17 protein-coding genes are annotated in these 24798 nt (G+C 47.9%); 9 read left to right on the forward strand and 8 right to left on the reverse strand.

What is annotated here, in order from left to right; all coding sequences use genetic code 11:
- Positions 1–44 precede the first annotated feature (44 nt).
- The gene (locus AC6CIF_RS08300) at positions 45–1820 is read left to right on the forward strand and encodes a sensor histidine kinase (protein WP_498199008.1); all 1776 of its coding nucleotides are present in this window, start codon (positions 45–47) and stop codon (positions 1818–1820) included.
- Entirely contained in the window at positions 1799–3085 is a 1287-nt protein-coding gene (locus AC6CIF_RS08305; protein WP_498199010.1) for an ABC transporter substrate-binding protein, read from the forward strand. Before AC6CIF_RS08300 ends, AC6CIF_RS08305 begins: the two co-directional genes overlap by 22 nt.
- Before the next feature lie 380 nt (positions 3086–3465).
- Here the strand turns inward: AC6CIF_RS08305 and AC6CIF_RS08310 are convergent, their stop codons facing one another.
- From AC6CIF_RS08310 to AC6CIF_RS08320, 3 genes are all read right to left on the reverse strand, one after another.
- Positions 3466–5178: an ABC transporter ATP-binding protein gene (locus AC6CIF_RS08310; RefSeq protein WP_498199012.1), complete on the reverse strand. Its 1713-nt coding sequence runs from the start codon at positions 5176–5178 to the stop codon at positions 3466–3468.
- A gap of 78 nt (positions 5179–5256) precedes the next feature.
- Positions 5257–6285: an iron-hydroxamate ABC transporter substrate-binding protein gene (locus tag AC6CIF_RS08315; protein WP_498199013.1), complete on the reverse strand. Its 1029-nt coding sequence runs from the start codon at positions 6283–6285 to the stop codon at positions 5257–5259.
- Positions 6286–6395: 110 nt separating this feature from the next.
- Complete coding sequence (locus tag AC6CIF_RS08320) at positions 6396–8042, reverse strand: ABC transporter substrate-binding protein (protein WP_498199015.1); 1647 nt, start codon at positions 8040–8042, stop codon at positions 6396–6398.
- A gap of 764 nt (positions 8043–8806) precedes the next feature.
- Between AC6CIF_RS08320 and AC6CIF_RS08325 the strand changes: the two genes are divergently transcribed.
- Together AC6CIF_RS08325 and AC6CIF_RS08330 are read left to right on the forward strand one after the other, a co-directional pair.
- Entirely contained in the window at positions 8807–9796 is a 990-nt protein-coding gene (locus tag AC6CIF_RS08325; protein ID WP_076253661.1) for a LacI family DNA-binding transcriptional regulator, read from the forward strand.
- A gap of 161 nt (positions 9797–9957) precedes the next feature.
- Positions 9958–13350 carry a GH36-type glycosyl hydrolase domain-containing protein gene (locus AC6CIF_RS08330; protein WP_498199017.1) on the forward strand — a complete coding sequence of 1131 codons (3393 nt, stop codon included), beginning with the start codon at positions 9958–9960 and terminating at the stop codon, positions 13348–13350.
- 79 nt (positions 13351–13429) lie between these two features.
- Here the strand turns inward: AC6CIF_RS08330 and AC6CIF_RS08335 are convergent, their stop codons facing one another.
- Positions 13430–14629, reverse strand: coding sequence for a methyltransferase domain-containing protein (locus tag AC6CIF_RS08335; protein ID WP_498199019.1), 1200 nt, complete (start codon positions 14627–14629; stop codon positions 13430–13432).
- 271 nt (positions 14630–14900) lie between these two features.
- On the opposite strand from AC6CIF_RS08335, the gene AC6CIF_RS08340 reads away from it, so the two are divergent.
- Both AC6CIF_RS08340 and AC6CIF_RS08345 read left to right on the forward strand, forming a co-directional pair.
- Positions 14901–15401: a GNAT family N-acetyltransferase gene (locus AC6CIF_RS08340; RefSeq protein ID WP_498199020.1), complete on the forward strand. Its 501-nt coding sequence runs from the start codon at positions 14901–14903 to the stop codon at positions 15399–15401.
- A gap of 26 nt (positions 15402–15427) precedes the next feature.
- The gene (locus AC6CIF_RS08345; protein ID WP_498199021.1) at positions 15428–16216 is read left to right on the forward strand and encodes an SDR family oxidoreductase; all 789 of its coding nucleotides are present in this window, start codon (positions 15428–15430) and stop codon (positions 16214–16216) included.
- A gap of 113 nt (positions 16217–16329) precedes the next feature.
- Here the strand turns inward: AC6CIF_RS08345 and AC6CIF_RS08350 are convergent, their stop codons facing one another.
- The gene (locus AC6CIF_RS08350; RefSeq protein ID WP_036612698.1) at positions 16330–16878 is read right to left on the reverse strand and encodes a GNAT family N-acetyltransferase; all 549 of its coding nucleotides are present in this window, start codon (positions 16876–16878) and stop codon (positions 16330–16332) included.
- 32 nt (positions 16879–16910) lie between these two features.
- On the reverse strand, positions 16911–17168 hold the full coding sequence (locus tag AC6CIF_RS08355) for a DUF2164 domain-containing protein (protein ID WP_091012850.1): 258 nt from the start codon (positions 17166–17168) through the stop codon (positions 16911–16913).
- Positions 17169–17433: 265 nt separating this feature from the next.
- Between AC6CIF_RS08355 and AC6CIF_RS08360 the strand changes: the two genes are divergently transcribed.
- Positions 17434–19167 carry a glutamine--tRNA ligase/YqeY domain fusion protein gene (locus AC6CIF_RS08360; RefSeq protein ID WP_307415829.1) on the forward strand — a complete coding sequence of 578 codons (1734 nt, stop codon included), beginning with the start codon at positions 17434–17436 and terminating at the stop codon, positions 19165–19167.
- A 308-nt stretch (positions 19168–19475) separates the two neighbouring features.
- Here the strand turns inward: AC6CIF_RS08360 and AC6CIF_RS08365 are convergent, their stop codons facing one another.
- Positions 19476–20705: an MFS transporter gene (locus AC6CIF_RS08365; RefSeq protein ID WP_498199023.1), complete on the reverse strand. Its 1230-nt coding sequence runs from the start codon at positions 20703–20705 to the stop codon at positions 19476–19478.
- Positions 20706–20831: 126 nt separating this feature from the next.
- Here AC6CIF_RS08365 and mobA point away from each other — a divergent pair, with 126 nt between their 5' ends.
- A complete protein-coding gene (gene mobA / locus AC6CIF_RS08370; protein WP_498199025.1) occupies positions 20832–21461 on the forward strand; it encodes a molybdenum cofactor guanylyltransferase in 630 nt (209 codons plus the stop codon).
- Here mobA and AC6CIF_RS08375 read toward each other — a convergent pair.
- A complete protein-coding gene (locus AC6CIF_RS08375) occupies positions 21431–22405 on the reverse strand; it encodes an AraC family transcriptional regulator (RefSeq protein WP_498199027.1) in 975 nt (324 codons plus the stop codon). The two genes, mobA and AC6CIF_RS08375, sit on opposite strands and share 31 nt — an antisense overlap.
- Positions 22406–22650: 245 nt before the next feature.
- Here AC6CIF_RS08375 and AC6CIF_RS08380 point away from each other — a divergent pair, with 245 nt between their 5' ends.
- Positions 22651–24654: a beta-galactosidase gene (locus tag AC6CIF_RS08380; protein WP_498199028.1), complete on the forward strand. Its 2004-nt coding sequence runs from the start codon at positions 22651–22653 to the stop codon at positions 24652–24654.
- The last annotated feature ends 144 nt before the right edge of the window (positions 24655–24798 follow it).

Below are 24798 nucleotides of genomic sequence, written 5' to 3' on the forward strand. Positions count from 1 at the left end.
GATATACCTAGTAGTATCACGTGGTTCAAAGGAGCGCTTTGGTCATGACAGCCTACCGCAAACTCAGCATCAAAATGAAAATGTTTCTGATGATTATGTTCATGATGGCGTTTGTCATCATCCTCGCGTTTGGGTCCTTGTATTATACGTACTCGGTGTATGACAAACAGCTGTTTGATAAGTCGTCCCGACTTCTGAACCTTTCTTCGTCTACAGTGGATGTTGAACTTCAGAAGTTGGAAGCGTTATCATTAAACATGATCTCCGATACGCAGATTCAAAGAGCCTTGAAGTCGTTGCTGGATGACGATAGCGCATATTCAAGCTTTATTGAACGAAAAAAGATCACGGATCGGTTATGGGAGCATATTAGTGGGGCTGCACGATATGTGCAGTCCGTTCATCTGATTGATTCCAGGGGAAGAGTCAATAAATATGGCGAGACACTAACCGTATCTCAGGAAAAATATGATCGGATGATTGCGGCTGCGGAGCAGGCCAATGGTGCAGTGAGGTGGCTATACCCGGATGATGATGACCCGATGCTGGTTATGGTGCGTCAAGTGCGAGCCTACGAACCGATGACCCTGGAACCGGTAGGCATACTGTTTCTGCGTATTAATATCGAGCGACTTGTTGAGGAGTATGCGGGCATTGATAGCCAGGACAGTGACATTATTTTAAAAGCAGGCAGTGAGGTGGTCTATCCTTATCGCCAGCTTCCAGAAGCGGTGTCCGCGGGACTGAATCCACTTCCAGGCAGTGGGGGATATGAGATCAAAAATCTGGATGGGAGGGAGATATTTCTTTCCCAGAAGAAATCCGCCTACACCGGCTGGGTTTACTATAATATGGCCTCTTATGATGAGATTTTTGAACGTATTATATGGTTGAAAAATAGTTTGATTGTTGTTTATCTTATCGCCATTCTGGTTGTTCTCGCACTTGGTATGGTGTTCGCACGCAGTCTGACAAGGCCGATCAGGCAGCTCATCAGTCAGATGAAGGAAGTGCAGTATGGCGATCTGGAGAATATGGACGCCAATCTGTCCATTCCAAGACACCAGCACATGGATGAATTGGGGTTACTACAGCGTACGTATCGAATGATGATTACACATATTAATACATTGATTAAAGAAAATTATGCAAGCCAACTGGTCATTAAAGAAACAGAGTTCAAGGCGCTACAGGCGCAGATCAACCCCCACTTTCTGTATAATGCGCTGGATTCGATCCATTGGCTCGCCAAAAAGAACAGGCAGGAGCAAATCTCCAGTATGGTGTTATCACTCGGATATTTGCTGCGTTCCTCCATCAGCTTCAAGCAAAATATCATTACCATTGCCGAAGAGCTGGAGATCGTCAATCATTACATCACCATTCAGACCTACCGTTTCCGGCAGCGACTGGATTTCCGCTTAGATGTGCCCACTGCCTATCTGGGGTGTGCCACTCCAAAGTTGACCCTACAGCCATTATTGGAGAATGCCATTCAATATGGTTTGGAACCACAGGTTGGTTCATGTCTGATTCGAGTGTATGCCGAGATATCCGGTGGCAAGCTGGCCCTTATCGTGGAGGATCACGGTCCTGGCATGGAACCCGAATATGTGGAACAGGTACTGCGCGGTGAAGTGAAAACCAGAGGAACAGGTATTGGTCTGCTGAATATCAGGGAGCGGGTACGTCTGGCTTTTGGCGAAGAATATGATGTTCTGCTGGAGAGCAAGCCGGGGCGTGGAACGAGAGTAACGGTGCTGCTGCCACCCCCATCACCAGGTAAGGAGGAGAAGTTATGGGAAGATGGATGCGAATGATAGGCATGCTCTGCCTTATGCTGACTCTTCCTGGCTGCGTGAACCAGTTGGATCAAAGGCCAGGCATGATTGTGGAAGAAGAGCCGATAACGCTGCGAATCGCTTGGTGGGGTGGGGAGTTTCGCAACAATGCAACGATAGCCGTTATCAACCTGTATGAGAAGTTGAATCCACATGTGAACATCGAATACGAATATAGCAGTTTCAACGAATACTGGAGAAAACTTGCACCACATGCAGCAGGCAATGCGTTGCCCGACATTATCCAGATGGACATCTCCTATCTGTCCCAGTACAGTTCGCTGCAACTGTTGGAAGACATGACGCCGTACATGCAGAGCGGGCTGATTGACACGACAGATATTGAGAAGGAACAGTTGGAGAGTGGTAGCCTGAATGGAAAAACCTATGGTCTCAGTTTGGGGGTTAACGCCATGCTCAGCATCTATGATCCGGAAGTGTTAAAGGCCAATGATATTGAATTGCCAACGGATACGTGGACATGGGCGGATTTTGACCGGATGGGCGAGCAATTGCTCGGAAAAGGCATCTATCTGGGAACCTATTTCACGCCGGAACAGTTTTTCGCGTATTACTTGAGACAGTATGGTTCCAAGCTATACGCCGAGGATGGCAAGAGATTGGGGTATGAGGATGATGGGCTGTTTATTGAGTACTTTGGCAGGATGCAGCAGCTCGCGGAGAAGAAACTTATTTTTGCACCAGATATCTGGACATCAGATATTGGCCAGCCTGATAACGACCCGTTTTATCTGGGAGAGGCTTTGTTTAGCTGGGGGTATTCCAACCAATTTATCAGCACTGCTCAGCGTTATGGCAAACCCTTAACCATCTCCCCAATGCCTGGGCCAAACAGCCAGGATGGATTGTTCTTGAAGCCAGGCATGTTTTTCTCCATGGCGGGTAATTCCAGACATAAGGAGGAAGCGGCCAAGTTCATCAGCTTTTTTGTGAATGATTTGGATGCCAATCTGCTGCTCAAAGGGGAGCGGGGTGTGCCCGTCTCATCCAGTGTCAAAGAGCGGATGAAGCTGGTGGTTGAACCGGAGCTGGCGCAGGTGTTTGATTATATCGATTGGGTTGCGGATAACAGCACTCAGATGGACCCCCCTGATCCCGTAGGTGCGCCAGAGGTCACCGCGGTGTTACGTGAGTTATATGATCTTCTACTGTTTGGCAAAATTACGCCTGAGCAGGCGGCGGTGGAATTTCGTGAGCGAGCGAATGCCATTCTGGATGGGTAGTGATATAAATTGAACTAATGGTTATTTACACTTGCCACTCCGATGACAGAACAACCTTCTGATCGCTGTTATCCCCAGATTTTTTTGGATTCCCTTTTTCAAAGGGGAAAATCCAGTGATAGCGTATGCTTCCGATGTAGCTTTCTTGCAGAAAGCTTTTAGGCGAACGCTCCCGCTTCTTCAGGTTATTTCTGTCCTCTTCGTTTTGTGTAAATATGTCATTCAATTTATATAACGAATAGTAAATACAAGAACAACCTTCCCTATAGTACAGAGGGAAGGTTGTTTTGCTGTTGTAGTGACTTATTTGTACAACACCTATATTGAACTTATGGCGTTTAAGCCTACAAACCACTTGGTTTCACTTTTAAGCCCTGCCTTTAACCAAACTGGGCTTGATGCAGTCGGCTGTACGAGCCTTTACGCGCGAGAAGTTCTTCATGACTTCCTTGTTCAGCAACGCTGCCGTTCTCCACGACTACGATGCGATCGGCGTGTCTAATGGTCGCCAGTCGATGGGCAATCACCAATGTTGTACGTCCCTGCGCCAGCTCGGACAAGGCCAGTTGAATGGCTGCTTCTGTTTCGGTATCGAGTGCGGAAGTAGCTTCATCCAAAATGAGAATAGGTGGGTTTTTCAGGATCATTCTTGCGATGGATAGAAGTTGCTTCTGTCCGCCGGACAATTTCACGCCACGTTCACCGATCATGGTATCGAGTCCATCTGGCTGGGACTGTACCAGCTCTTCCAGTTGGGCCCTGCGAATGGCTTGCCAGATTTCTTCATCGGAAGCATTCAGTTTGCCGTATGCAATATTTTCTCGAATCGTTCCGTCAAACAGGAAAATATCCTGCTGCACAATCCCAATATGGGAGCGCAGTGATTCCAGTGTCATGTCCTTCACCGGAATGCCATCGATGGAGATATGTCCTGTATCCACATCGTAGAAACGTGGGATCAGACTGCATAACGTCGTTTTGCCCCCGCCCGAAGGTCCAACCAGAGCAACCGTCTGGCCTGCCTGGATATCCAGATTGACCTTAGACAGCGTAGGTTTGTGTTCTCCATAAGAAAAGGTAACGTTATGGAAAGCAATATCTCCTTTGACATCCGGAATCGGCTTCGCCTGTGGTGTATCTTCTACATCCGGTACAGCTTCAAGCAGCTCCAGGTAACGTCTGAATCCGGCGATGCCTTTAGGGTACGTCTCGATGACAGAGTTAATCTTCTCGATCGGTCCGAGGAATACATTGGAGAGCATCACAAAAGCGATGAATTCTCCGTAAGTCATACTGCCTTGAATGACAAACCAGGTTCCACATACCAGTACAAACAGCGATACAAATTTCATCAGGATAAAACTGAGTGAAGAGTTCCAGGCCATAATACGGTAGGTGATTAGTTTTGTAAGCCGGAAACGTTCGTTGTTCTCAACGAAACGTCCTACTTCATGTTTTTCATTGGCAAAAGCCTGTACCACACGGATGCCACTCACATTGTTCTCTACTCGTGCGTTATAATCGGCGATATCCGCAAACATGCGCTTGAACGCCTTGGACATTTTGCGACTGAAATACAGTGACAGGTAGATCATCAGCGGAACGATGATGAACGTCATCACCGCAAGCTGCCAGTTGATCCCCAGCATAATCCCGAAAGCTCCAGCGAGTGTCATGAGGGCAATGAATAGATCCTCGGGTCCGTGATGCGCGATCTCACCAATATCCATCAGATCGTTGGTCATGCGGGAGACCAGATGCCCGGTCTTATTGTTATCGAAGAAGCGGAAGGACTGTTTCTGTACACGCTGGAACAGTTCACGCCGCATATCGGATTCGATGTTAATGCCAAGTTTGTGGCCCCAATAGGTCACTGCATAATGGAAAAAGGAACTGAGCAGGTAGATGCCGAGCAACCCAACACACGCCGCCAAGATCATGGACCAATTGCCAGCCGGAAGCAGTTGATCCACCACCCGGTTAACGGCGAGTGGAAAGGCCAGCTCCAGCAGAGCGGCGGCGATGGCACAGGAGAAGTCCAAGATAAAGAGTCTTTTGTAAGGACGATAATAAGACATAAAACGGCGAAGCATATGTAAGTCCTCCTCGATATGACACAAATGCCCGAGCAGGATGATTAGCCTGTCCGGACACCTGTATTCATGCTTATGTTATTTACGGTTTTGCTCGGCACGTTCTACGATCATATTGGCGAATTCCTCAGCCTGACCTTGAATCGCAATTGGGTCGAAGTACCAGTAACGGTCTTCCAGCAACTCATACACCTGATTGTTTTTCACAGCCGGCAGGGATTGCCAGATGGAATCACCTTGGTAATTTTTGGTGTTCTCTCCAACGGTTAAGAAGATATGATCCCCTGCATAATCACCAACAACTTCACGCGAAATTTCTTTCCATTGGGTATCACCCATCAGTTCTTTTTTGGTGATTTCGAGTGGGGCAAGTTGCAAAGCACTGTAGACCGCTTGTCCTCCTCGACCAAAGTTGTCTCCATATCCATAATAACTCTTGTCGGATACTTCAAGGATGGAGAAGGTTTCCTCCGGTTTAATGACTGTTTTCACCTTAGCGCGAGCGGCTTCAATTCGCTCATCGTACGTTTTCAGCCAAGCTTCGGCTGCTTCGGATTTGTTCATCAGCTCTCCGAATCCCCGGATTTCGTCATGTACATTGGTGAATGTACCATACGGAATGACCACGGTAGGTGCGATTTTTTGGTAACTCTCAATTTCGCTGGCCTGGTCGGAGTAAGTAATGATCAGATCCGGGTTCAAGGCAATAACCTTCTCCATGGATACCGCCGCCCGATCACCGATACCCTCCATGCCCGCCACCTGATCGGCATAGAACGGGTTTTCCAAATAATATTGAACGGCCCCAACGGGTTTCACACCCAGTGCGAGCAGATCACTTACGTACATATCCGTAACGATCCGTTTCGGTTCAGCCGGAATCTCAACATCCCCGCTTAATGATTTGTAGATTCGTGTAGCATTTGAATTATCCGAACCGGACGATGTGTCTGTGTTCGTCTCGGTAGAGCCGGTTGTCGCTTCGGTTCCCGTTGCCGATGTCTGTTCAGTGGCAGTAGAGCCTGTTCCGCTGCTACATGCAGCCAGAATCATAATAATGGCGAGCATAAGCAACAAGCCGGAAAAGCGTTTTTTTGCAGCAAACATATTGTTGTTCCCCCTGTGTATAATCAATAATGATTATTATTCTCATTAATAACATAGAGGAAGATGTGATATTTGTACATGGACAACTATGATCACTATCGCATGGACAATTATGATGTCAGGTGATGCATGATATGCTGCAATTGCTCCATAACGGACAAGGGATCAAATCCGTAGAACATGTCGCCATCAATCTCGTATACACGTCCTTCACGAACGGCGGAGAGGGTGCCCCAGGATTCCTGATTCAGCAGATTATCCAGCATTTCTCGTTCGCTCGTTTCCTCAGGATAGGCGACAAACATGTGATCTGCTGCATACAAGTGAATTTCCGACAACGGAACATGAACGTACCCCGTGAGTACCTGCCCATCCTGCTCCATACGTGAGGGTGGGGTGAAACCAAGTGAGTGATACAGTACATGAGAAGCTCTTCCCCAGCCATGACCATAGATATAAGCGCCGTCCTCTCCAATCATAAACATGCAAACGGCGGACCCACGTGTCCCTTCCATCCATTGATCCAACACATGATTGGCCTCTTGCTCAAGTTGGTGATATCGATGTAATAACGCCTGTGCATTGGACTCAAGCCCGGTAATTCGGCCCAGATGAAGAAGCTGCTCCTGCCAATCAAGTTCCTCGAAGGGCATCAGAATGGTCGGTGCGATCAGACGTAGTTCATCAGAAGCGGGATGTGGTGCATAACCGATAATGACATCAGGATGAGCATTCGCAATCAGCTCCGGATGTTTAACCAGCTCATATTCGGAATGCTGCTCAAATTGTTCATGAACATCATGACCCTCTTCACCCCGGTTTTCTTCCATCCAGCTTGCTACGGCGCCCATGTGGGGAGTGTGGCCCAGTGCCAGAAGTGAGGCCGTATAATTGTAAGTCAAAGATACAATCTTTTTGGGCATTTTCCGGTAGTGTGTTGGTGCTAATCCAACCATCTGTTTGAATTTGCGGCTCAGATAAAAGGTGTCCCTGTAGCCTGTCAGTTGTGCAATTTCCTGTAGCGTGGGGTTCGCGAACAACAAATGTTCCTGAGCCATCCTGATTCTGAGACGGGTCACATATTCAACAAACGTAAGACCTGTATGTTTCTTGAACTCTCTTGAAAAATGCTCAGGGCTCACATTTGCATCTCGTGCCAATTGTTCGCGGGTCAGCGGATGAGTATACATCTGATGGATATGTCTGAGCACGGCATCAAGCCATGAGTGATCTTCATGAGCAGAATGAGCCACATGATCCCGCAAAATATCCAGTAACTCATAGAAAAGGATATGTGGCTTGAATGGGCTGGAATCATGGCCCTTCGAACTTGCTTGAACCAGCTCTAGTGCCCTATCAGTGAGAGTACGACTCGCAATGGGAGCTGGTATCCCGAACGGCCAGAACAGCTGTTCATTTTCAGTGGAATCAAAAGCAATAGCAATGCCCTGTACTGGCGACAGGGAGCCGCGTTTGTTCTCGTGCTGAAGCAGGCTTCCAGCTTGTCGAACGACTGCACAGCCTGCATTTAATGTCAGTTTACCCTCTGCACTAATCAGCCTGGCCTGGCCAGCAGTAATGACGTATAGCACATGAAGGGTACTCCACATCTCATCTGTACGGGAGAACGCCTCACGGTCGTGAAGTTGCACCAGATGGCGCAGCTTGAACAGGGCATCGGGGATGGACTGAATCTTCTGCAAGGAAACGGGGCGGGACAGCGATTTTTTATGATAAATGGTTTTGGATATATTCATTGGATAACTGTCTCCTTACATAAGTCAGCAGGGACAGTATTCGTCTCATGCCCCTGGTGTACTGGCGTTATTCTCGGATCTCGACTATTATGCAGTATATACTATAAACAGAGTGACGTGGATGGACAGATTGAACAAATCAACTTTTTCTATGAAAAATAGATAAAGTGGTTGAAATCGCTATCAACACCGACTATAATGAAAATGTCGAAACGTTTCAATCTAGCGTTTACTGCCAGTTTCACTGTATTAGGCACGAACTGTTTATAGAGCGCCAGATTGAAAGACGTGTCATGACCATCACTAATGGTATGGATTGGAACGGGACGCATTCAACCGTGGTCCCATAAGGATGGGAACGAGGATTTTTTTTGAGAACACCTCGAAACGTTTCGATTGACATCCATCGCTATGATATGTATAAAGATTAATAAACGATAATGAAGGATTTAGTGGTTGTTCTAACCATGTATCGTATAAAATGTGGGGTAACCTTGAATTTGTTCTTTATAGGTTCAACTAAACTTTTTACGCGAGAACGGAGAGGACAGAAATAACGTGAAGAAGCGAAGCTAAAAGCTTTCTGAAAGAAAGCTGCATCGGAAGCATATGCTGAGCCTTTATCCCCGGATTTTCCCTTTGAAGAAGGGAATTAAAAAAAATCTGGGGATAACAGCGATCGGAAGGTTATTCTGTCATCGGAGTGGTAAGTGTAAATATTCTTTAGTTGAACTTATATATAGTTTAGAAGGAGCGAACGTGGAATGGCAACGATTAAGGATGTGGCAAAGCTGGCAGGTGTAGCACTCTCGACTGCTTCCTATGCGCTGAGCGGGGATAGCAAGGTTAGTGCCAAGACCAAGGCTAAAGTGCTTGAGGCAGCACGAGAACTGAATTACCGCAAGAACGGCTTTGCCATGGACCTGAAACGGAGCCGGACAAACACGATCGCTTTGATTCTGACCGATCTGTCGGGCCCGTATTACTCGGAGTTGATCCGTAGTGTACAGGATGTAGCACTCGCGAACGGGTATGACCTGATTGCGTGCAGCTCCATGGGGGGACGGGACTCAACGGCAGTACGATTTTTGCGTGAAAAAAGAGTAGATGGAGCCATCATCCTGGCGCATAACATCCATGATGATATTCTGGTAGAATCTGCCGGTCATCGTTTTCCGATCATTGTGATGGATCGTCAGCTGTCGAGTGACCATCTGGTCAACGTGCTGGTGGATGGAGAGCAGGGTGGTTACCTTGCAACCCGCCACCTGATCCAGGCTGGACATCAGAAGATTGCTTATATCAGTGGCCCATCCAACTCGTATGACAACGCGCTCCGTTACCAAGGGTATCTGCGAGCGATGCGGGAAGCGGGACTTGAAGAAAAGTCCAAATGGCGTCTGAACGGTAATTTTGTACGTGAGGGCGGATACAGTGCAACCAAAATGATGATCATGCAGGGCGATCTTCCCTCAGCGGTATTTTACGGTAACGATGAGATGGCGATTGGTGGCCTGAAGGCATTGGAAGAGCGTGGTGTATCGGTGCCGGATGACATTTCCGTTATCGGTTTTGATGATATTCAGTTGTCCGAATATGTGCATCCACCGCTGACAACGATACGCCAGCCGAAGCATGAAGCCGGGTCGCTCGCCGGACATCTGTTATTCCAGATGCTCAATGGCGAAGCGGTTGACCCTTCATATACGCTAACGATTAATATGATCGAGCGCAGCTCTGTACGTTCGATTTAGACCAAGTCTGAACAATAAAGAACTGCCTGCATGCTGAAGTAAAAGTTTAATGATGGGGTTATCGTCCGGACGGGCTGTAAAAAGCCGGTTTGAAGAGGCCCCTATTCTTTTTCAGATTTATCGAAACGTTTCGATTTTAACTAATTCAAGGAGTGAACCTTATGACAACGATGATTAATGAACCGATCCGGTTAAGTGCCGGAGAGTTATCCTTTACCTTTTTGAACAGTGGCGACCTATACCAGGCTACATCCGGTACAACGATGTTGAACCAGTTGCTCAGCAACCAGATTGATGGATCATTGAACAACCTGTACCTGCGTGTACATGAGGGAGAGAATATCAGCTCGTTCCCGTTGCTCGGTGTACGTTCGAACAGCAAGGTGATTACAAGCAAAACACAATCCAGCAATCAGTTGATATGGGAGGGCACAGTCCAGCTGGAAGGTAGCGAAAAAGGCATTGGCTATCAGGTCGTATTTACGGCTACACCGCAAGGTGTATGGTTCTGGGATGTGAAGCTCACAGGACAACAACATAACGTAGACGTGGTGTACGGACAGGATGTAGGGCTTGCTGATCCAGGTGCGGTACGCAGTAATGAAGCTTATCTGTCACAATACATTGACCATACGGTGTTTGAAGATGAAGCGAAAGGTTATGTCGTTTGTTCCCGTCAAAACCAGCCTCAGGGCGGCGCATTTCCATATATGCAACAAGGTTCCCTGACCAAAGCAGTCGGTTACTCCACAGATGGATTCCAATTCTTCGGTCTGTCGTACAAGGAAACGAATCAACCAGAGAGCTTGAATCGCCCAACGCTGGCAAATGAGACATATCAGTATGAATTTGCCTATACGGCATTGCAATCTGAACTGCTGAATCTGAACGGAGAAGCTCAGGTGGTCTTCTATGGACTGGCGAAGCCTAATCATGCCGAAGGGATCTCTGCACTGGAATTCGGAGATGAAGTTACAGCAGCATGGAATGAAGTACAGGCTCTGACTGTGGAAAATGGTGACACGTTGGAACAGGTGAAACTGTCCTCCTTCCTTGGTGAGCCACTGGTTACGCTTGATCTGACGCAAGATGAGATTCATGATCTGTTCCCTGATCGTCATCAGGAAGAGCACAGTGGCGAGGAACTGTTGTCCTTCTTCACAGGCAGCTATGAACATATCGTTCTGAAAGCAAAAGAATTGCTTGTAGAGCGTCCGCACGGTCACATTCTGATGAGTGGTGGCAACGTGCAACTTGGAGCACAGGTTATTACGACAACATCGTATATGTACGGTATTTTCAACTCGCAGCTCGTTATTGGTAACACCAATTTTAATAAAATGATCAGTAATGCCCGCAATGCATTAAACGTGCCGAAGACGGCTGGACAACGCATTTATGTGGAAATGGACGGACAATATCGTCTGCTGACGATGCCTTCCTTGTTCGAGATTGGCTTCAACTATGTACGTTGGATTTACAAAACGGCATCCGATACAATCATCGTGACGAACTATACAGGGGCACATACTACGGAAGTAAGCATGAACGTACGCTCCACAAGTGGCACAGCATACCGTTACCTGGTAACAAACCAGATTACGATGAATGTGAATGAATACGAGTATCCGCTGCATATGACGCAGGATGGCGATACATTGATCTTCAAGGCTGATCCACAAGCGATTAGTGCAGGAACGTATCCAGATCTGCAATACCGCATGTCGGTGGACGGCGCAGCTGTGAATGTAGGGGACGAAACGTTGCTGGCAAGTGGTATCCGCAGTGGTTCCGCATCACTGGTTACGCTTAGTCTGGAAGCGAGTGCTGAATGGACGCTGAAGGTACAAGGGGTATTGGAAGGCCAAGCAGACAGCGGAGTGGTAGCAGGTTCAAGCCTGACGTTTGAAGAGGAAGTGCAGGCATACCGCGAGTTCTTCGCAGGTGTGATGAACGGGTTCCGTTTGTCCCGTGGCGAAGGTCAGAGTGCTGAGGATCTGTTCAAAGTAAATGCGCTGGCTTGGTGGTACACCCACAACATGCTGGTTCACTACTCTGTGCCTCACGGTTTGGAGCAGTATGGCGGCGCGGCTTGGGGTACACGGGATGTGTGCCAAGGTCCGGTGGAGTACTTTATGGCAACACAAAAATATGAGCAAGTTCGCGATATCATCAAAATGGTTTATACCCACCAATACGAAGATGATGGCAACTGGCCGCAATGGTTCATGTTTGATAAATACTTTGCGATTCAACAGGAAGAGAGTCATGGCGACATCATCGTATGGCCGTTGAAAGTATTGGCGGACTACCTGACAGCGACTCGCGACTATGCAATCCTGGATGAGAAAGTACCTTATACCGTTAAACATAGCTTCGGGTTCACGGAAGAGACGGCAACGGTACTGGATCACGCGAAAAAAGAGATCGAATATATCCGTTCGCACTTCCTGCATGATACGTTCCTGTCTTCCTACGGAGATGGCGACTGGGATGATACGCTCCAACCAGCCAATGCACAGCTGAAGCAATACATGGTGAGCAGTTGGACGGTGGCATTGACGTATCAGTCCGTGAATGTGCTCTCGCAAGCGCTGAAATTCAAGGATGCGGACTTTGCACAGGAGCTTGATGTGCTGGCTCAAGGCATTCGTGAGGACTTTAACCGTTACATGCTGGGCACAGATGTGATTCCAGGTTTTGTATACATGGAAGAAGCGGACCAAGCGAAGCTGATGCTTCATCCAACAGACACAGAGACAGGCATTCAATACCGTTTGTTGCCAATGACGCGCAGCATGATTGGTGAACTGCTGAATGCGGAGCAAGCAGAGTCTCATTACGCATTGATCCGTGAACAGTTCCTGTGCCCGGATGGCGTGCGTCTGATGAATCGTCCAGCTCAATATGCTGGTGGTGTAAGCACACACTTCAAACGTGCAGAGCAAGCATCCAACTTCGGACGTGAGATTGGTTTGCAATATGTTCATGCTCATATCCGTTATGTGGAAGCGATGGCGAAGCTCGGGAAGACAGATCAGGTGTGGAATGGTCTTGCGATGATTAACCCGGTTGGTATTGGCGAGGTTGTACCTAACGCGGAGATTCGCCAAGCGAACTCATACTTCAGTAGTTCGGACGGCAAGTTTAATACGCGTTACGAGGCTCAGGAGCATTTTGACCAGCTTCGTAAAGGTACTGTACAAGTGAAAGGCGGATGGAGAATCTACTCCAGCGGCCCTGGAATCTACATGAACCAGCTGATCTCCAATGCACTTGGCATTCGTCAAGAGGGCGGCGATCTGGTCATTGACCCGGTATTGCCAGCTGAGCTGAACGGCATGCAATTCGAGTTCGAGTATGCGGGTGAGCCGGTGACGTTTATCTATCACTTGAACGAAGGTGCTGTGAGCCGTGTAGCGGTGAATGGCAAAGACATTCGTACTGAGCGTACAGCGAACCGTTACCGTCAAGGCGGAGTAAGCATCTCACTGGATGAGTTCAGACAAGCACGCAGTGCAACTGAGCGTACGGTTGTTGATATTTATATGTAATTTTGTAGCATGATGTATACCAAGGTCATCCTCCTTTAATCAAGGCGGGATGGCCTTTTTGGCATATGCTCATAATCCACTAGCGCAGTGGAACCGCCAACAACGTATGTAACAGCTCGTTATGCCGCACATGTTTTGTTACGTAGCCCTGTTGCTCCAGCCAGCCGCATAGCTCATCCAGCAGAGGGAAGTGACGCTGGCGTAAGGCGCGCAGCTGTTCCTCGTGTCCTGTGGTTTCTGCCTGCCGAATATAGGAATCACGGTGAGTCGCATCAACAAACATCAGATCGGTTAGACCGATACGTCCGCGCGAGGTTAATACCCGCTGCATCTCCTGTAAGGCCAGTCCTTGCTGGTCTGGACTCAGATGATGGAAGGCGAAGCTGGATACAACAAAGTCGAAGGAATGATCGGTAAAAGGCAGCGCCAGAAAATTACCAAGCTTCACATGCATCTCGGGATATTTGGTACGGCATCTGCGCAGCATCTCCCGGGATTGGTCGATTGCAGTCATGTCTGCGCCGTGCTGTAGCAGTTTTCCAGCCAGATTACCTGTGCCTGTACCAATATCGAGTCCTTTCTCACCAAGGGCGGGAGAGATCCAATGAGCTGTCTGTTCGAGCGCTTCGTCATAATTGTGATACAGATAAAAGGAAGACTGTACCGTATCATTAGAGTCGCTCGGCGTGGAATGACCTGCATCCTGGTATGGATGTGAAACTTCATGCTTATCGCTTATGGGAAAGGCTTCATCCGAAGAATGCCTGCCCTCTGAAATGAATTGTCCAGTACTGACTCTGCCTTCTGCCTGCACTCGCTGATCATGGATGGCTGCCTGCGTGTCATAATTCCACCGATCATGCCAGTTCTGCCGGGCTTCGCGCAGGCGACGGGCACTGTCCGCGAGATCGTGTAGATGGCTGACATCCAGCGGACCGTCCTGACGATTCAGGTCAATCATGCGCTGGGTTGTATCCATCATACGTTTCAACTCAATCCACTGGGCATACATGACGGCCTGTTGCAGCTCCAGATATTCTTCCAGCCGTTGCTGATTCCCTTGATCAATCTCTCCGAGCGCATGTGTAATATCCTGTAGCGACATGCCAATCTCACGCAGCGCAGCAATGGTCTGAAGCCGCCAGATATCATTCTCGGTATAGGTACGATACCCGTTACTGGACTGTTTGGCGGGGAGAATTAATCCTTTTTCTTCATAAAAACGAATGGCTCTCGCCGATATACCGAGCCTGCTTGCTGCCTCTTTGATATTCATCATGCATCCTCTCCTTATCGAACCAGTATAAACCATGACGTTACGGCAAGGTTAAGTGTTTATTCCATTTTGCGAAAAGGTTCAAAACCGAGTGGAATTTTAGTCAAAGCTGAGGCTATGCTACAATATATAGAACGAACATATGTAAACAGTGAAGCAAACGAACAACGTATTTCTAAAGTTTCATAAATTTCTTAACTCTCTTAACTTTCTTAAATCTCCCGACGTTGTAACGTACAGCGTTGTCGACTATAGCACGAAAGGTTGAATCATTATGCTTACCAGCCATACATTTACGATTCGTCCATCGGAGATTAAAGATGCAGCCCAGCTAATGGGGTTGGATGCCCTGGTATGGGACAAATACACCTCTCCTGCACCGATGCATTGGCGCTCCAGACAGCAATATCTGCAGCATTGCCCGCCAGGCAGTCAATTGATTGCGGTGCAGGGAGAGCGGGTATGTGGTTATGTGGGCTTTCAGCCAGCCACAGGTATGCCGGTCAACCGTCATGTCTACGAGATTCATATTGCAGTTCATCCTCATGATCGGCGTTGTGGCATTGCCACAGCTTTGATGGATGCCGTCAAGCAGCATGCGGCCCAACAAGGCGTTCGCAAGCTCAGGTTGCGCGTACTTTCCAGCAATCCGGGAGCCATCACGTTTTATACACAGTGTGGATTTGTGACGGAAGGCAGGTTGGTGTCTGAGTTTTATATCGGCGGCAAGTATGTGGACGATATTCTTATGGGTTATTTTATCCAGACCAAATAGAAACTAGCTGAGGAGGAGGAACAACCATGGACATGGGACTTCAAGGTAAAAAAGCGCTGGTGTTGGCTTCCAGTCGCGGGCTGGGCAAAGCGGTAGCCGCTCAATTGGCAGCAGAAGGTGCTGACGTCATGCTTGCCAGCCGAAGCGAAGAAAAGCTCGCAGCAGTGAAGCAGGAGCTTCTGGCGCTTGGTGGTGGTGGACGTGTGGAATATTGTGCAACCGATGTGACACGCAAGGAAGATATTGAGGCTCTGATTCACAAGACAGCGGAGCTGTTTGGGCAGATTGATATTCTGGTGAACAATTCGGGTGGCCCGCCATCGGGTTCATTTGAGTCACTGACGGATGAAGATTGGGAGCGTGCATTTGAATTAAATGTACTCAGTTATGTAAGGCTGATTCGCGCTGCTCTTCCTTATATGAAAGAAAGCGGAGGACACATTGTGAATATCGCTTCAACTTCGGTGAAGCAGCCCATTCCGGGTCTGGTGCTGTCCAACACGTTCCGTACCGGCGTTTTCGGATTGGCGAAGACGTTATCCCAGGAGCTGGCTCCATACGGAATTTTGATCAACACGGTGGCGCCGGGACGTATTGCAACAGACCGTATACGTGAGCTTGATGCAGCACGGGCTGAGCAGAACGGAATCAGTGAGGAAGAGGTATCTGACCAGTTCCGTAAAGAGATTCCACTAGGACGTTATGGTCAACCGGAGGAGTTTGCCAAAGCGGTGGTGTTCCTGTTATCCGGGGCCAATACGTACATTACCGGAACCTCATTGATCGTGGATGGTGGTATGGTCCGAGCACTATAAAAGTCATTGAATACAATAAAATACCCTCTGTCACCACATTACGTGGAGATCGAGGGTATTCGTGTTGATCCATTATGTTGGGAGAGATCACTCCGATTTATTATGTAGGCGAATTAGCGCAAGAGTTCCCATTCATGCTGAAGCATGCCGTACACCGCATGGTTCACGTAACCTTTAGGCAGTTTCTCTGCCTGACGAATGACCCCCTCGAGAACAAATCCGAGTCTTTCAGGGATAGCGCGACTCCGTTTGTTATTCGTTGCCGAGCGAATCTCGACGCGATTCAGGTCCAGGGTCACCAGAGCATAATCAACCAGAACGCGACAAGCGCTTGTCATCAAGCCCTGACCCTCAAAACCTTTGCCAAGCCAATATCCGATGCTTACCGAGCGGTTGGTCCAGTTAATCTCGTGGAATCCGATGACGCCGGCTAGATCCCCTTTTGACCATACTCCGGCGGTGAATCCGCCATTCTCGGCACCTTGTTTTAACGCGTTGGTAATAAAGTTCGAGGTGTGTTCAACTTCTGTCACATGATCCACCCACGGCAACCAATGTCTCAATTGATCCCGCGAACGATCCGTCAGTTCAAACAGCGGTTTGGTATGTTCCATTGCCAGCGGCCGGAGTTCGGTATATTCATCCAATGAATAGGTAAACATGAATGCAACCTTCTTTCTTTATAAATTAGTGATTAACGGGAAGTCTTGGGTAACTTTTGCTCCAGTGCAAACAGGTCTTCTTCCATTGAGGCCATGCGTTGATTAACCGTTGTGCGTGCGTCACGGAGTGCCTGATTATATATGTAGGGAGCGAGCTGTGTCATGAACAGGTCGAGGACACCCCAAGCGGCCAGATCGCCGAGTTCTTCGCCACGTTCCTCTTCGAAATACGACTGGATGGTGCGAATGGCTTCATCCTGCTGTTCTTTGGTCAGTTTAAGCGAGTTCAATGGAATGGGAAACCCTCCCTTTAATTTGTTTTTACTATCATGCTACATGATTCGAGCGAACCCGTCAAAATGGTTTAGGGCCTATTTATGCACGGCTGATCCTGACTTTGGTGCCGTTCTTTATTGAACTCCTCCCCCGTTAAAGGTATATTTAAATGAAACGCGTACGAAACTTTCCAAGAAAATAGATTTTTTCAGGAAATGACTTCGTTATTAAGGAATTATAGCCGGAATTGCTGCAATTCCCTAAGGCTCCAATCCATTCATGAAAGGTTTGATACCTGTGGACAATCGTACAACCCCACCTAACTTTATCAAAAATATTATTACCGAAGATCTCCGGTCTGGGAAAGTCCAGGAAGTTATTACCCGTTTTCCTCCGGAACCGAACGGTTATCTGCATATCGGCCATGCCAAGGCGATCTGGATTAACTTTACGCTGGGCGGCGAATTTGGCGGCAAAACGAATCTGCGCTTTGATGACACGAACCCGGTCAAGGAAGATGTAGAGTACGTTCAATCGATTCAGGAAGACGTGAAATGGCTCGGATACGAGTGGAACGAGAAACGTTTTGCCTCGGATTATTTTGACGAGATGTACAACCGTGCTGTCTTGTTGATTAAAAAAGGAAAAGCCTACATCGACGACCAAAGCGCCGACGAAATCCGTGAAATGCGCGGAACGCTGACGGAGCCGGGTAAGAACAGCCCGTACCGTGATCGTTCGGTGGAAGAGAACCTTGACCTGTTCACACGTATGCGTGCAGGCGAATTCAAGAACGGAGAGAAAGTGCTGCGTGCCAAGATCGATATGTCTGCACCAAATATCAATCTGCGCGATCCGGTTATTTACCGGATTTCACATGCACACCATCATAACACGGGCGACAAATGGTGTATCTATCCAATGTACGCCTTTGCTCACCCGCTTGAAGATGCGATTGAAGGTGTAACGCATTCCCTCTGTTCTCTGGAGTTCGAGGATCAACGTCCATTCTACGATTGGGTTATTGCCGAGTGTGAGATGGAGAACCAACCGCATCAATATGAATTTGGTCGTCTGAACCTGTCTCAGATGGTGACAAGTAAGCGGAAGCTGAAACTGCTCGTAGATGAAGGACATGTGGATGGATGGGATGATCCGCGCATGCCAACGATTTCGGGTCTGCGCCGGCGGGGTTATACACCGGAAGCTATTCGTGATTTTGTATATGAGACAGGCATTTCCAAAAACTATGGAGTTATCGACCTGCAAACGCTGGAGCACTTTGTACGTGAAGATTTGAAACTGAAAGCTCCACGTACGATGGCTGTGCTGCATCCGCTCAAAGTGGTTATTACCAACTACCCTGAAGGGCAAGTGGAATGGCTTGAAGCAGAGAACAATGTGGAGAACCCAGAGATGGGTAATCGCCAAATTCCGTTCTCCCGTGAGATTTATATTGAACAAGACGATTTCATGGAGAATCCGCCGAACAAATATTTCCGTTTGTTCCCTGGCAACGAAGTTCGTCTGAAACATGCATACTTCATCAAATGTAACGATGTGATCAAAGATGCAGAAGGTAATGTAACTGAGATTCATTGTACCTATGATGTAGAGACGAAGAGCGGCAGTGGCTTCACTGGCCGTAAAGTCAAAGGAACAATCCACTGGGTAGAAGCGACTCAAGCGGTACCTGCTGAATTCCGTCTGTACGAGCCGTTGATCCTGGATGAAGCACCAGAAGCAGAGGTCGAAGTGGCAGTAGCTGGGGCTGAAACTGAGGTTGTGGAAGAGCAACCGGAGAAAACGTTCCTGGATCAACTGAACCCGAACTCCCTTGAGATTGTTAATGGGTATGTGGAACAAGAGATGAAAGAAGCGAATGCTCAGGATAAATTCCAATTCTTCCGTCACGGTTACTTTAGTGTAGATCCGAAACATTCCGAGCCAGGACGTCCGGTATTTAACCGGGTCGTATCCCTGAAAAGCTCATTCCAACTGCCGAAGGCGTAAGGTAAAGTCAAGACGTAAACTTAAATTTATAAATGTAAAAGGCGTCTCCATGGCAACAACCCATGGAGACGCCTTTTCTCTTTACCTGCACCTATGCTTAATCTTTTGTCTGAATGTTTGAACGTTTTATTTACACCATAACGGAGAGGACAGAAGAAAGCTGGAGAAGCGGAGCGGTCGCCTTTATCCCCGGATTTTACCCTTTGAAAAGGGAATCAAAAAAATCCGGGGATAACAGTGATTGAAAGATTGTTCTGTCATCGTAGTGCTCTTGTGTAAATCGATCTTTCAATTTTTTAAACAAATGATTAACCGTCCTCATCCATATTACCCATCTCCGTCAATACAACTGGCTGATAGCCGTTACGTCGATTCGATAACCACATGATGCTAAATCCGACAGCGCCAATGAGCGAGAAGAATACGCCGATGCTATACATGATTTCCGCACCGAAGCTCTGGAACAACCAGCCGCCGAACAGACCCGCAATGACGCCCGAGAGACCGCCCCAGGCCATCGTATATACCGCTTGACCGGAGGAACGATAAGGTCTTGGAATAAACAGCATGGTTAGCTGCGTACCCACATAGAAGTACCCACCAAACGTAATGGAGTGCATCAACTGAATGAATACAATCTCCAGTGGGTTGTTAGCCAGTGCCATGAGCTGCCAGCGCAGTGCAAACAGCACACTGATCAGAATGAGAGATGCCAGGAGCATGCTCATTTTGCGTTTGAGTAAGCGGTCGAGCAGCAGGAATACGCCGACTTCGAGAATGGATGAGGTGAAGATGGCCCAGCCGACCATCTGTTTGTCGCCACCCATTTCTACAATATATAGTGACATAAAAGTACTGTTCATTGCATTAGGCACCGATACGAGTACACCCAGGCCGATAAATGCCATAAAATACGGATTGAACATGACTTTGCCAAACCGCCGAAAAGTAACCACCGGTGTATCCGAAGCGATCGGCTGTCTGGGTAGAAATACGGATAATACAAAGGCGGTGGCAATCATGCATGCAAATATAATGGATACACTGCCGATGCCAAAACGGTCAATGAGCGGTCCGGCTGCGACGGCAGTCAGTGCCCAACCGAGTGAACCCCAGAGCCGGAATGACCCGAATTTTTGGGTTGTACCATCGATATATCCGAGAATCAGACTGTTGGTTTGAGCAAATAATGGACTTTGAAAAAAATAAAAGAAAATCATGGCTACATAGATCCACGTATACGTGGGCGCATAGAATACACCTTGGGCGAGCACAAATGTGCCTCCCATCATAATCATCAGAATGATGCGAATGTTGCGAGATTTATCGCTCCAGAAACCCCAGAACGGGTTGGCAAACAAGGATACAAAAGGTCCAATCGCCATGAGACTGCCAATCTCCAGTTTGGTCATGCCAATCTCTTGCAGGTAAAGCTGCAGGAATCCGGCGAAGATCGAGATGGCTCCATATATGAAAAAGTTATATAGTTTCAGAGAAACCAATGAGGGATTGCCTCTTGAAGGTGCAGGTCTGTCCAATTAAGCCATTCCTTTCAAATGCATATTGTTCAATGTATCATTTGTTGAAAGGGGATTCAATGCATAGCGAACGTTTTGAAATTGATGCAGTCATACACATTTCGTGATCTGAGGGAGGATAACAACATGAACACGCGTGAATGGACAGGCATCATATTGGCAGGAGGTTTATCCAGTCGCATGGGGACCAACAAGGCCATGCTGGAACTGAATGGTTCCGTTGTACTACAACATGTCACAAAGGCCATGAGACCCGCTGTATCCCGTATCATCGTGGCAGCTGGACCCAATGTGACAACCTACAGTGCAATGGGCTACGACTGCGTTCAGGATCACTATCCGGGGAAGGGGCCACTCGCCGGTCTTCACGCGGCGCTGGAAGCTTCCGATACAGACTGGAATCTGGTATGCGCCTGCGATATGCCGCTCCTGCAGACGTCTTTCTTTGATGGAATAAAAAAACTGGCCGAGTCGCATGACTCTTATTCTGCTATCGTTCCACGCGTGGATGGACATGTCCATCCTCTTGCAGGGGCTTACCACATACGAGTGCTCCCTGATCTGGAGCAGCGTCTGATACAGGATCATCTTCGAGTTATGAGATGGCTTGAAGAGATCGGTTGCTGTTATGTCGAAGCGGAAGAGCTTGAGAGAGCGGGTGTTCATCAAGTAGCGATGCAAATGAGTAATATGAACACGCCGGAAGAGTACGAAGGTATCCGTAATCAAGATTCTGGACTCGATTCCGATCTGTAGGATACAGGATCGCCTGATGCTTCTGCATGATGATTGCGATATTGAAGCGGGCTTTGGCCTGTCCAGCGTTTGAATTGTCTGCTGAAATGGGACAGATGGGTGTAACCGAGCTTCCACGCAATTTCCCCGAGCGACAGCTCTGGCTGTTCGATCAGCACTTTGGCCTCCTGCAACTTCAAGCTGGACAGGTAAGCCCTGGGCGATCGCCCGTACACCTTGCGAAAGACCTGTAGACCATATCCCGGGCTGATGCCAAACGAGGATATAATCTGCTCTACTTTGACCGTGGATACACTGCTTTCCTTGGTTCGAAGCTGGGCATGGAATGCCTGCTTGATCGCCTCCGCTATAGCTCCCGCATAATGCATGGCTGTTGGAGCTGGTGCATGTGAAGCAGCAACGGAAGTGGTGGACTCCGGTTCATTGTCAGCGGCTTGGGACAACAGGGCGAACAATTCAAACATGCGGGCCTGCATGATCATTTTATCAGTGGACGTGTAGGCTTCAGATATGTTAATCATCCCCATCCAACTCTCCAGCACAATGCGCATCTTCTTATTATTAACCGTACCTGCTGCGTAGATTTGGCTATGTTGTGACATCAGCTTCAGGGTGAAGACCGGATCATCCACATTAAAGTGAGCGCTAAAATAAGTCATGCCTTCCGTGGATACACATTGATTTGTATGTTTGAACCCGGGAGGAATGAGAAGAATGGAACCTTCCTCCACGGTATAGGTATAACCATGAATCACACTCTCCTGCGTACCTTCGATGATCAACATAATCTCAAAGCCCGGATGTGATTCCTCCGGCATCGCCCATCCATAGGGTACTTGTTGGCTGTGAGCACCATAAAATTTGATGTTACAGTCGATAATAGGCAGCCAGTGGGCCAACGTATGGTGAGGCATTTCTCGGAGCTGTGATCGGATATCCATCATATTCACCTCGGAAAAGGGTAAAAACAACTTGCCTTATACAATCGGCACCCGTAGTATACTTCATTATAATCAGTTTAACGCAAGGATGGACAATCCATGGAATACATCAGCGTTTGAAGTGGTTGCTGAAAAATTCAAGTTCTTCGACCTATAATAATGTAAACGCTACCATTACGGATTGGAATATGTCAACTCTTGCACACGTCAAGAACATTATATTTTCCACCTAAAAAGGAGATTAAATCATGGACAAATTATTATATGGCGTAGCTTACTATGATGAATATATGCCTTACGAAAGATTGGACAAGGACATTCAGATGATGAAGGATGCAGGCATCAACGTGGTCCGTATTGCAGAATCAACCTGGAGTACCCATGAACCGCAGAATGGCGTATTTGACTTTTCTTCCGTAGACCGTGTGCTGGATGCCATGCATGAAGCGGGAATTCAGGTTATCGTCGGGACACCAACGTATGCTGTTCCAACATGGATGGTCAAGGAACATCCGGACGTGCTGGCTACCACCTCTCAGGGACCTGGTAAATACGGTGCAAGACAGATCATGGATATTACACACCCAACCTATCTATTCTATGCCGAGCGGATCATTCGCAAGCTAATCTCTCGGGTAAGCACACATCCAGCGGTCATCGGTTATCAGACAGATAACGAGACAAAGCATTACAATACGGCTGGAGATAATGTGCAACTGCAATTCGTCAAATATATGCGGAACAAGTTCAGTTCTCTGGATGAGCTTAACAAGGAATTTGGCCTCGACTACTGGAGCAATCGGATCAATAGCTGGGAGGACTTCCCGTCTGTGGTAGGAACGATCAACGGCAGTCTGGGCGCTGAATTTGCCAAGTTCCAGCGGCAGCTGGTAACCAACTTTTTGGCTTGGCAAGTGGGGATCGTGAATGAATACAAACAGGCAGGACAGTTTGTTACCCAGAACTTTGACTTCGATTGGCGTGGGTATTCCTACGGCATTCAAGGGGATGTGGATCACTTTGCCGCATCGAAACCTTTTGACATCACCAGTGTGGACATCTACCATCCTTCGCAAGATGATCTGACGGGCATTGAGATTTCATTCGGCGGGGATGTGGCGCGTTCCACCAAACAATCGAACTATCTGGTACTGGAGACTGAAGCGCAGGCGTTCTGGCATTGGGTTCCCTATCCGGGACAACTGCGTTTGCAGGCATTCAGTCATCTGGCATCAGGAGCAAACATGGTCGCATACTGGCACTGGCATTCGTTGCATAATTCCTTTGAGACGTATTGGAAAGGATTGCTCAGTCATGATTTTGAACCGAATCCGGTGTACAACGAAGCGAAGACGATTGGCAGGGATTTTGCCCGACTCAGTCCAAAGCTCGTTAATTTGAAGAAAAAAAATCGGGTGGCGGTGCTTTTTAGCAATGAGGCTCTGACATCCATCAAGTGGTTTGGGTTTAACTTCACCAGTGACAAGAACTACAATGACGTGGTGCGCTGGATGTACGATGAATTGTATAAAATGAACATTGGCTGTGACCTCATCGACCCATCGGTTGAGAGTTATGCGGAATATGACGTGCTCGTTGTACCTGCTCTGTATGCAGCTTCGGATGCACTGTTGGAAAGATTAAATCAATTCGTACAGGATGGCGGACATATCGTCTACTCGTTCAAAAGCGGATTTGCAAATGAGCATATCAAGGTACGCTCTACCCGCCAGCCCGGCCTGATCAGTGAGGCATGCGGGATCAGCTATAACCTATTTGTAGAGCCAAAACATGTCTCGCTGCGCGATGATCCGTTCGGGGTTGGTGAGGAGCAAAACCAGGTTCACACCTGGATGGAACTGATTACGCCAACAACGGCTGAAGTACTCGCTTGGTATGATCATCCACATTGGGGTGAATATGCGGCAATTACCCAGAATGCCTATGGAAAAGGCAAAGCAACCTATGTCGGCTGTTTCACCAGTTCTGCCGTAATCCGTAAGGTGTTGGAACGTGTCATGAAGGAAGCGGGCGTATGGGGAGCGGATCAGGAGCTGGCTTTTCCTATCATTGTGAAGACAGGTGTGAACGATCAAGGGAACACGATTCGCTATTATTTCAACTATGCGGATGAGGCCACATCCTTCGTGAATGCTTATGGGGAAGGGACTGAACTTCTGGCAGGAACCCCGATTGCTGCGGGAGAGAAGATCGAACTGGAGCCATGGGGAATACGGATCATTGAACAATAATAGGAAATAATATATAGGTATATAAGTTGAATTCAACATGTACACGTTAACGGAGAGGGCAGAAGAAACCTGAGGAAGCAAAGCGTTCGCCTTTATCAACGGATTTTCCCCTTAGAAAAGGGAATCAAAAAAATCCGGTGATAA

The sequence above is a fragment of the Paenibacillus sp. GQ49 genome (assembly GCF_059759055.1).

Excerpts from the sequence above, each read along its gene's own strand:
- AC6CIF_RS08320 (WP_498199015.1), bottom strand. The coding sequence starts at position 8,042 with ATGAATATATCCAAAACCATTTATCATAAAAAATCGCTGTCCCGCCCC.
- AC6CIF_RS08315 (WP_498199013.1), bottom strand. The coding sequence starts at position 6,285 with ATGTTTGCTGCAAAAAAACGCTTTTCCGGCTTGTTGCTTATGCTCGCC.
- mobA (WP_498199025.1), top strand. The coding sequence starts at position 20,832 with ATGAACACGCGTGAATGGACAGGCATCATATTGGCAGGAGGTTTATCC.
- AC6CIF_RS08375 (WP_498199027.1), bottom strand. The coding sequence starts at position 22,405 with ATGATGGATATCCGATCACAGCTCCGAGAAATGCCTCACCATACGTTG.
- AC6CIF_RS08305 (WP_498199010.1), top strand. The coding sequence starts at position 1,799 with ATGGGAAGATGGATGCGAATGATAGGCATGCTCTGCCTTATGCTGACT.
- AC6CIF_RS08350 (WP_036612698.1), bottom strand. The coding sequence starts at position 16,878 with ATGTTTACCTATTCATTGGATGAATATACCGAACTCCGGCCGCTGGCA.
- AC6CIF_RS08335 (WP_498199019.1), bottom strand. The coding sequence starts at position 14,629 with ATGATGAATATCAAAGAGGCAGCAAGCAGGCTCGGTATATCGGCGAGA.
- AC6CIF_RS08310 (WP_498199012.1), bottom strand. The coding sequence starts at position 5,178 with ATGCTTCGCCGTTTTATGTCTTATTATCGTCCTTACAAAAGACTCTTT.
- AC6CIF_RS08380 (WP_498199028.1), top strand. The coding sequence starts at position 22,651 with ATGGACAAATTATTATATGGCGTAGCTTACTATGATGAATATATGCCT.
- AC6CIF_RS08345 (WP_498199021.1), top strand. The coding sequence starts at position 15,428 with ATGGACATGGGACTTCAAGGTAAAAAAGCGCTGGTGTTGGCTTCCAGT.
- AC6CIF_RS08330 (WP_498199017.1), top strand. The coding sequence starts at position 9,958 with ATGACAACGATGATTAATGAACCGATCCGGTTAAGTGCCGGAGAGTTA.
- AC6CIF_RS08300 (WP_498199008.1), top strand. The coding sequence starts at position 45 with ATGACAGCCTACCGCAAACTCAGCATCAAAATGAAAATGTTTCTGATG.
- AC6CIF_RS08325 (WP_076253661.1), top strand. The coding sequence starts at position 8,807 with ATGGCAACGATTAAGGATGTGGCAAAGCTGGCAGGTGTAGCACTCTCG.
- AC6CIF_RS08340 (WP_498199020.1), top strand. The coding sequence starts at position 14,901 with ATGCTTACCAGCCATACATTTACGATTCGTCCATCGGAGATTAAAGAT.
- AC6CIF_RS08360 (WP_307415829.1), top strand. The coding sequence starts at position 17,434 with ATGAAAGGTTTGATACCTGTGGACAATCGTACAACCCCACCTAACTTT.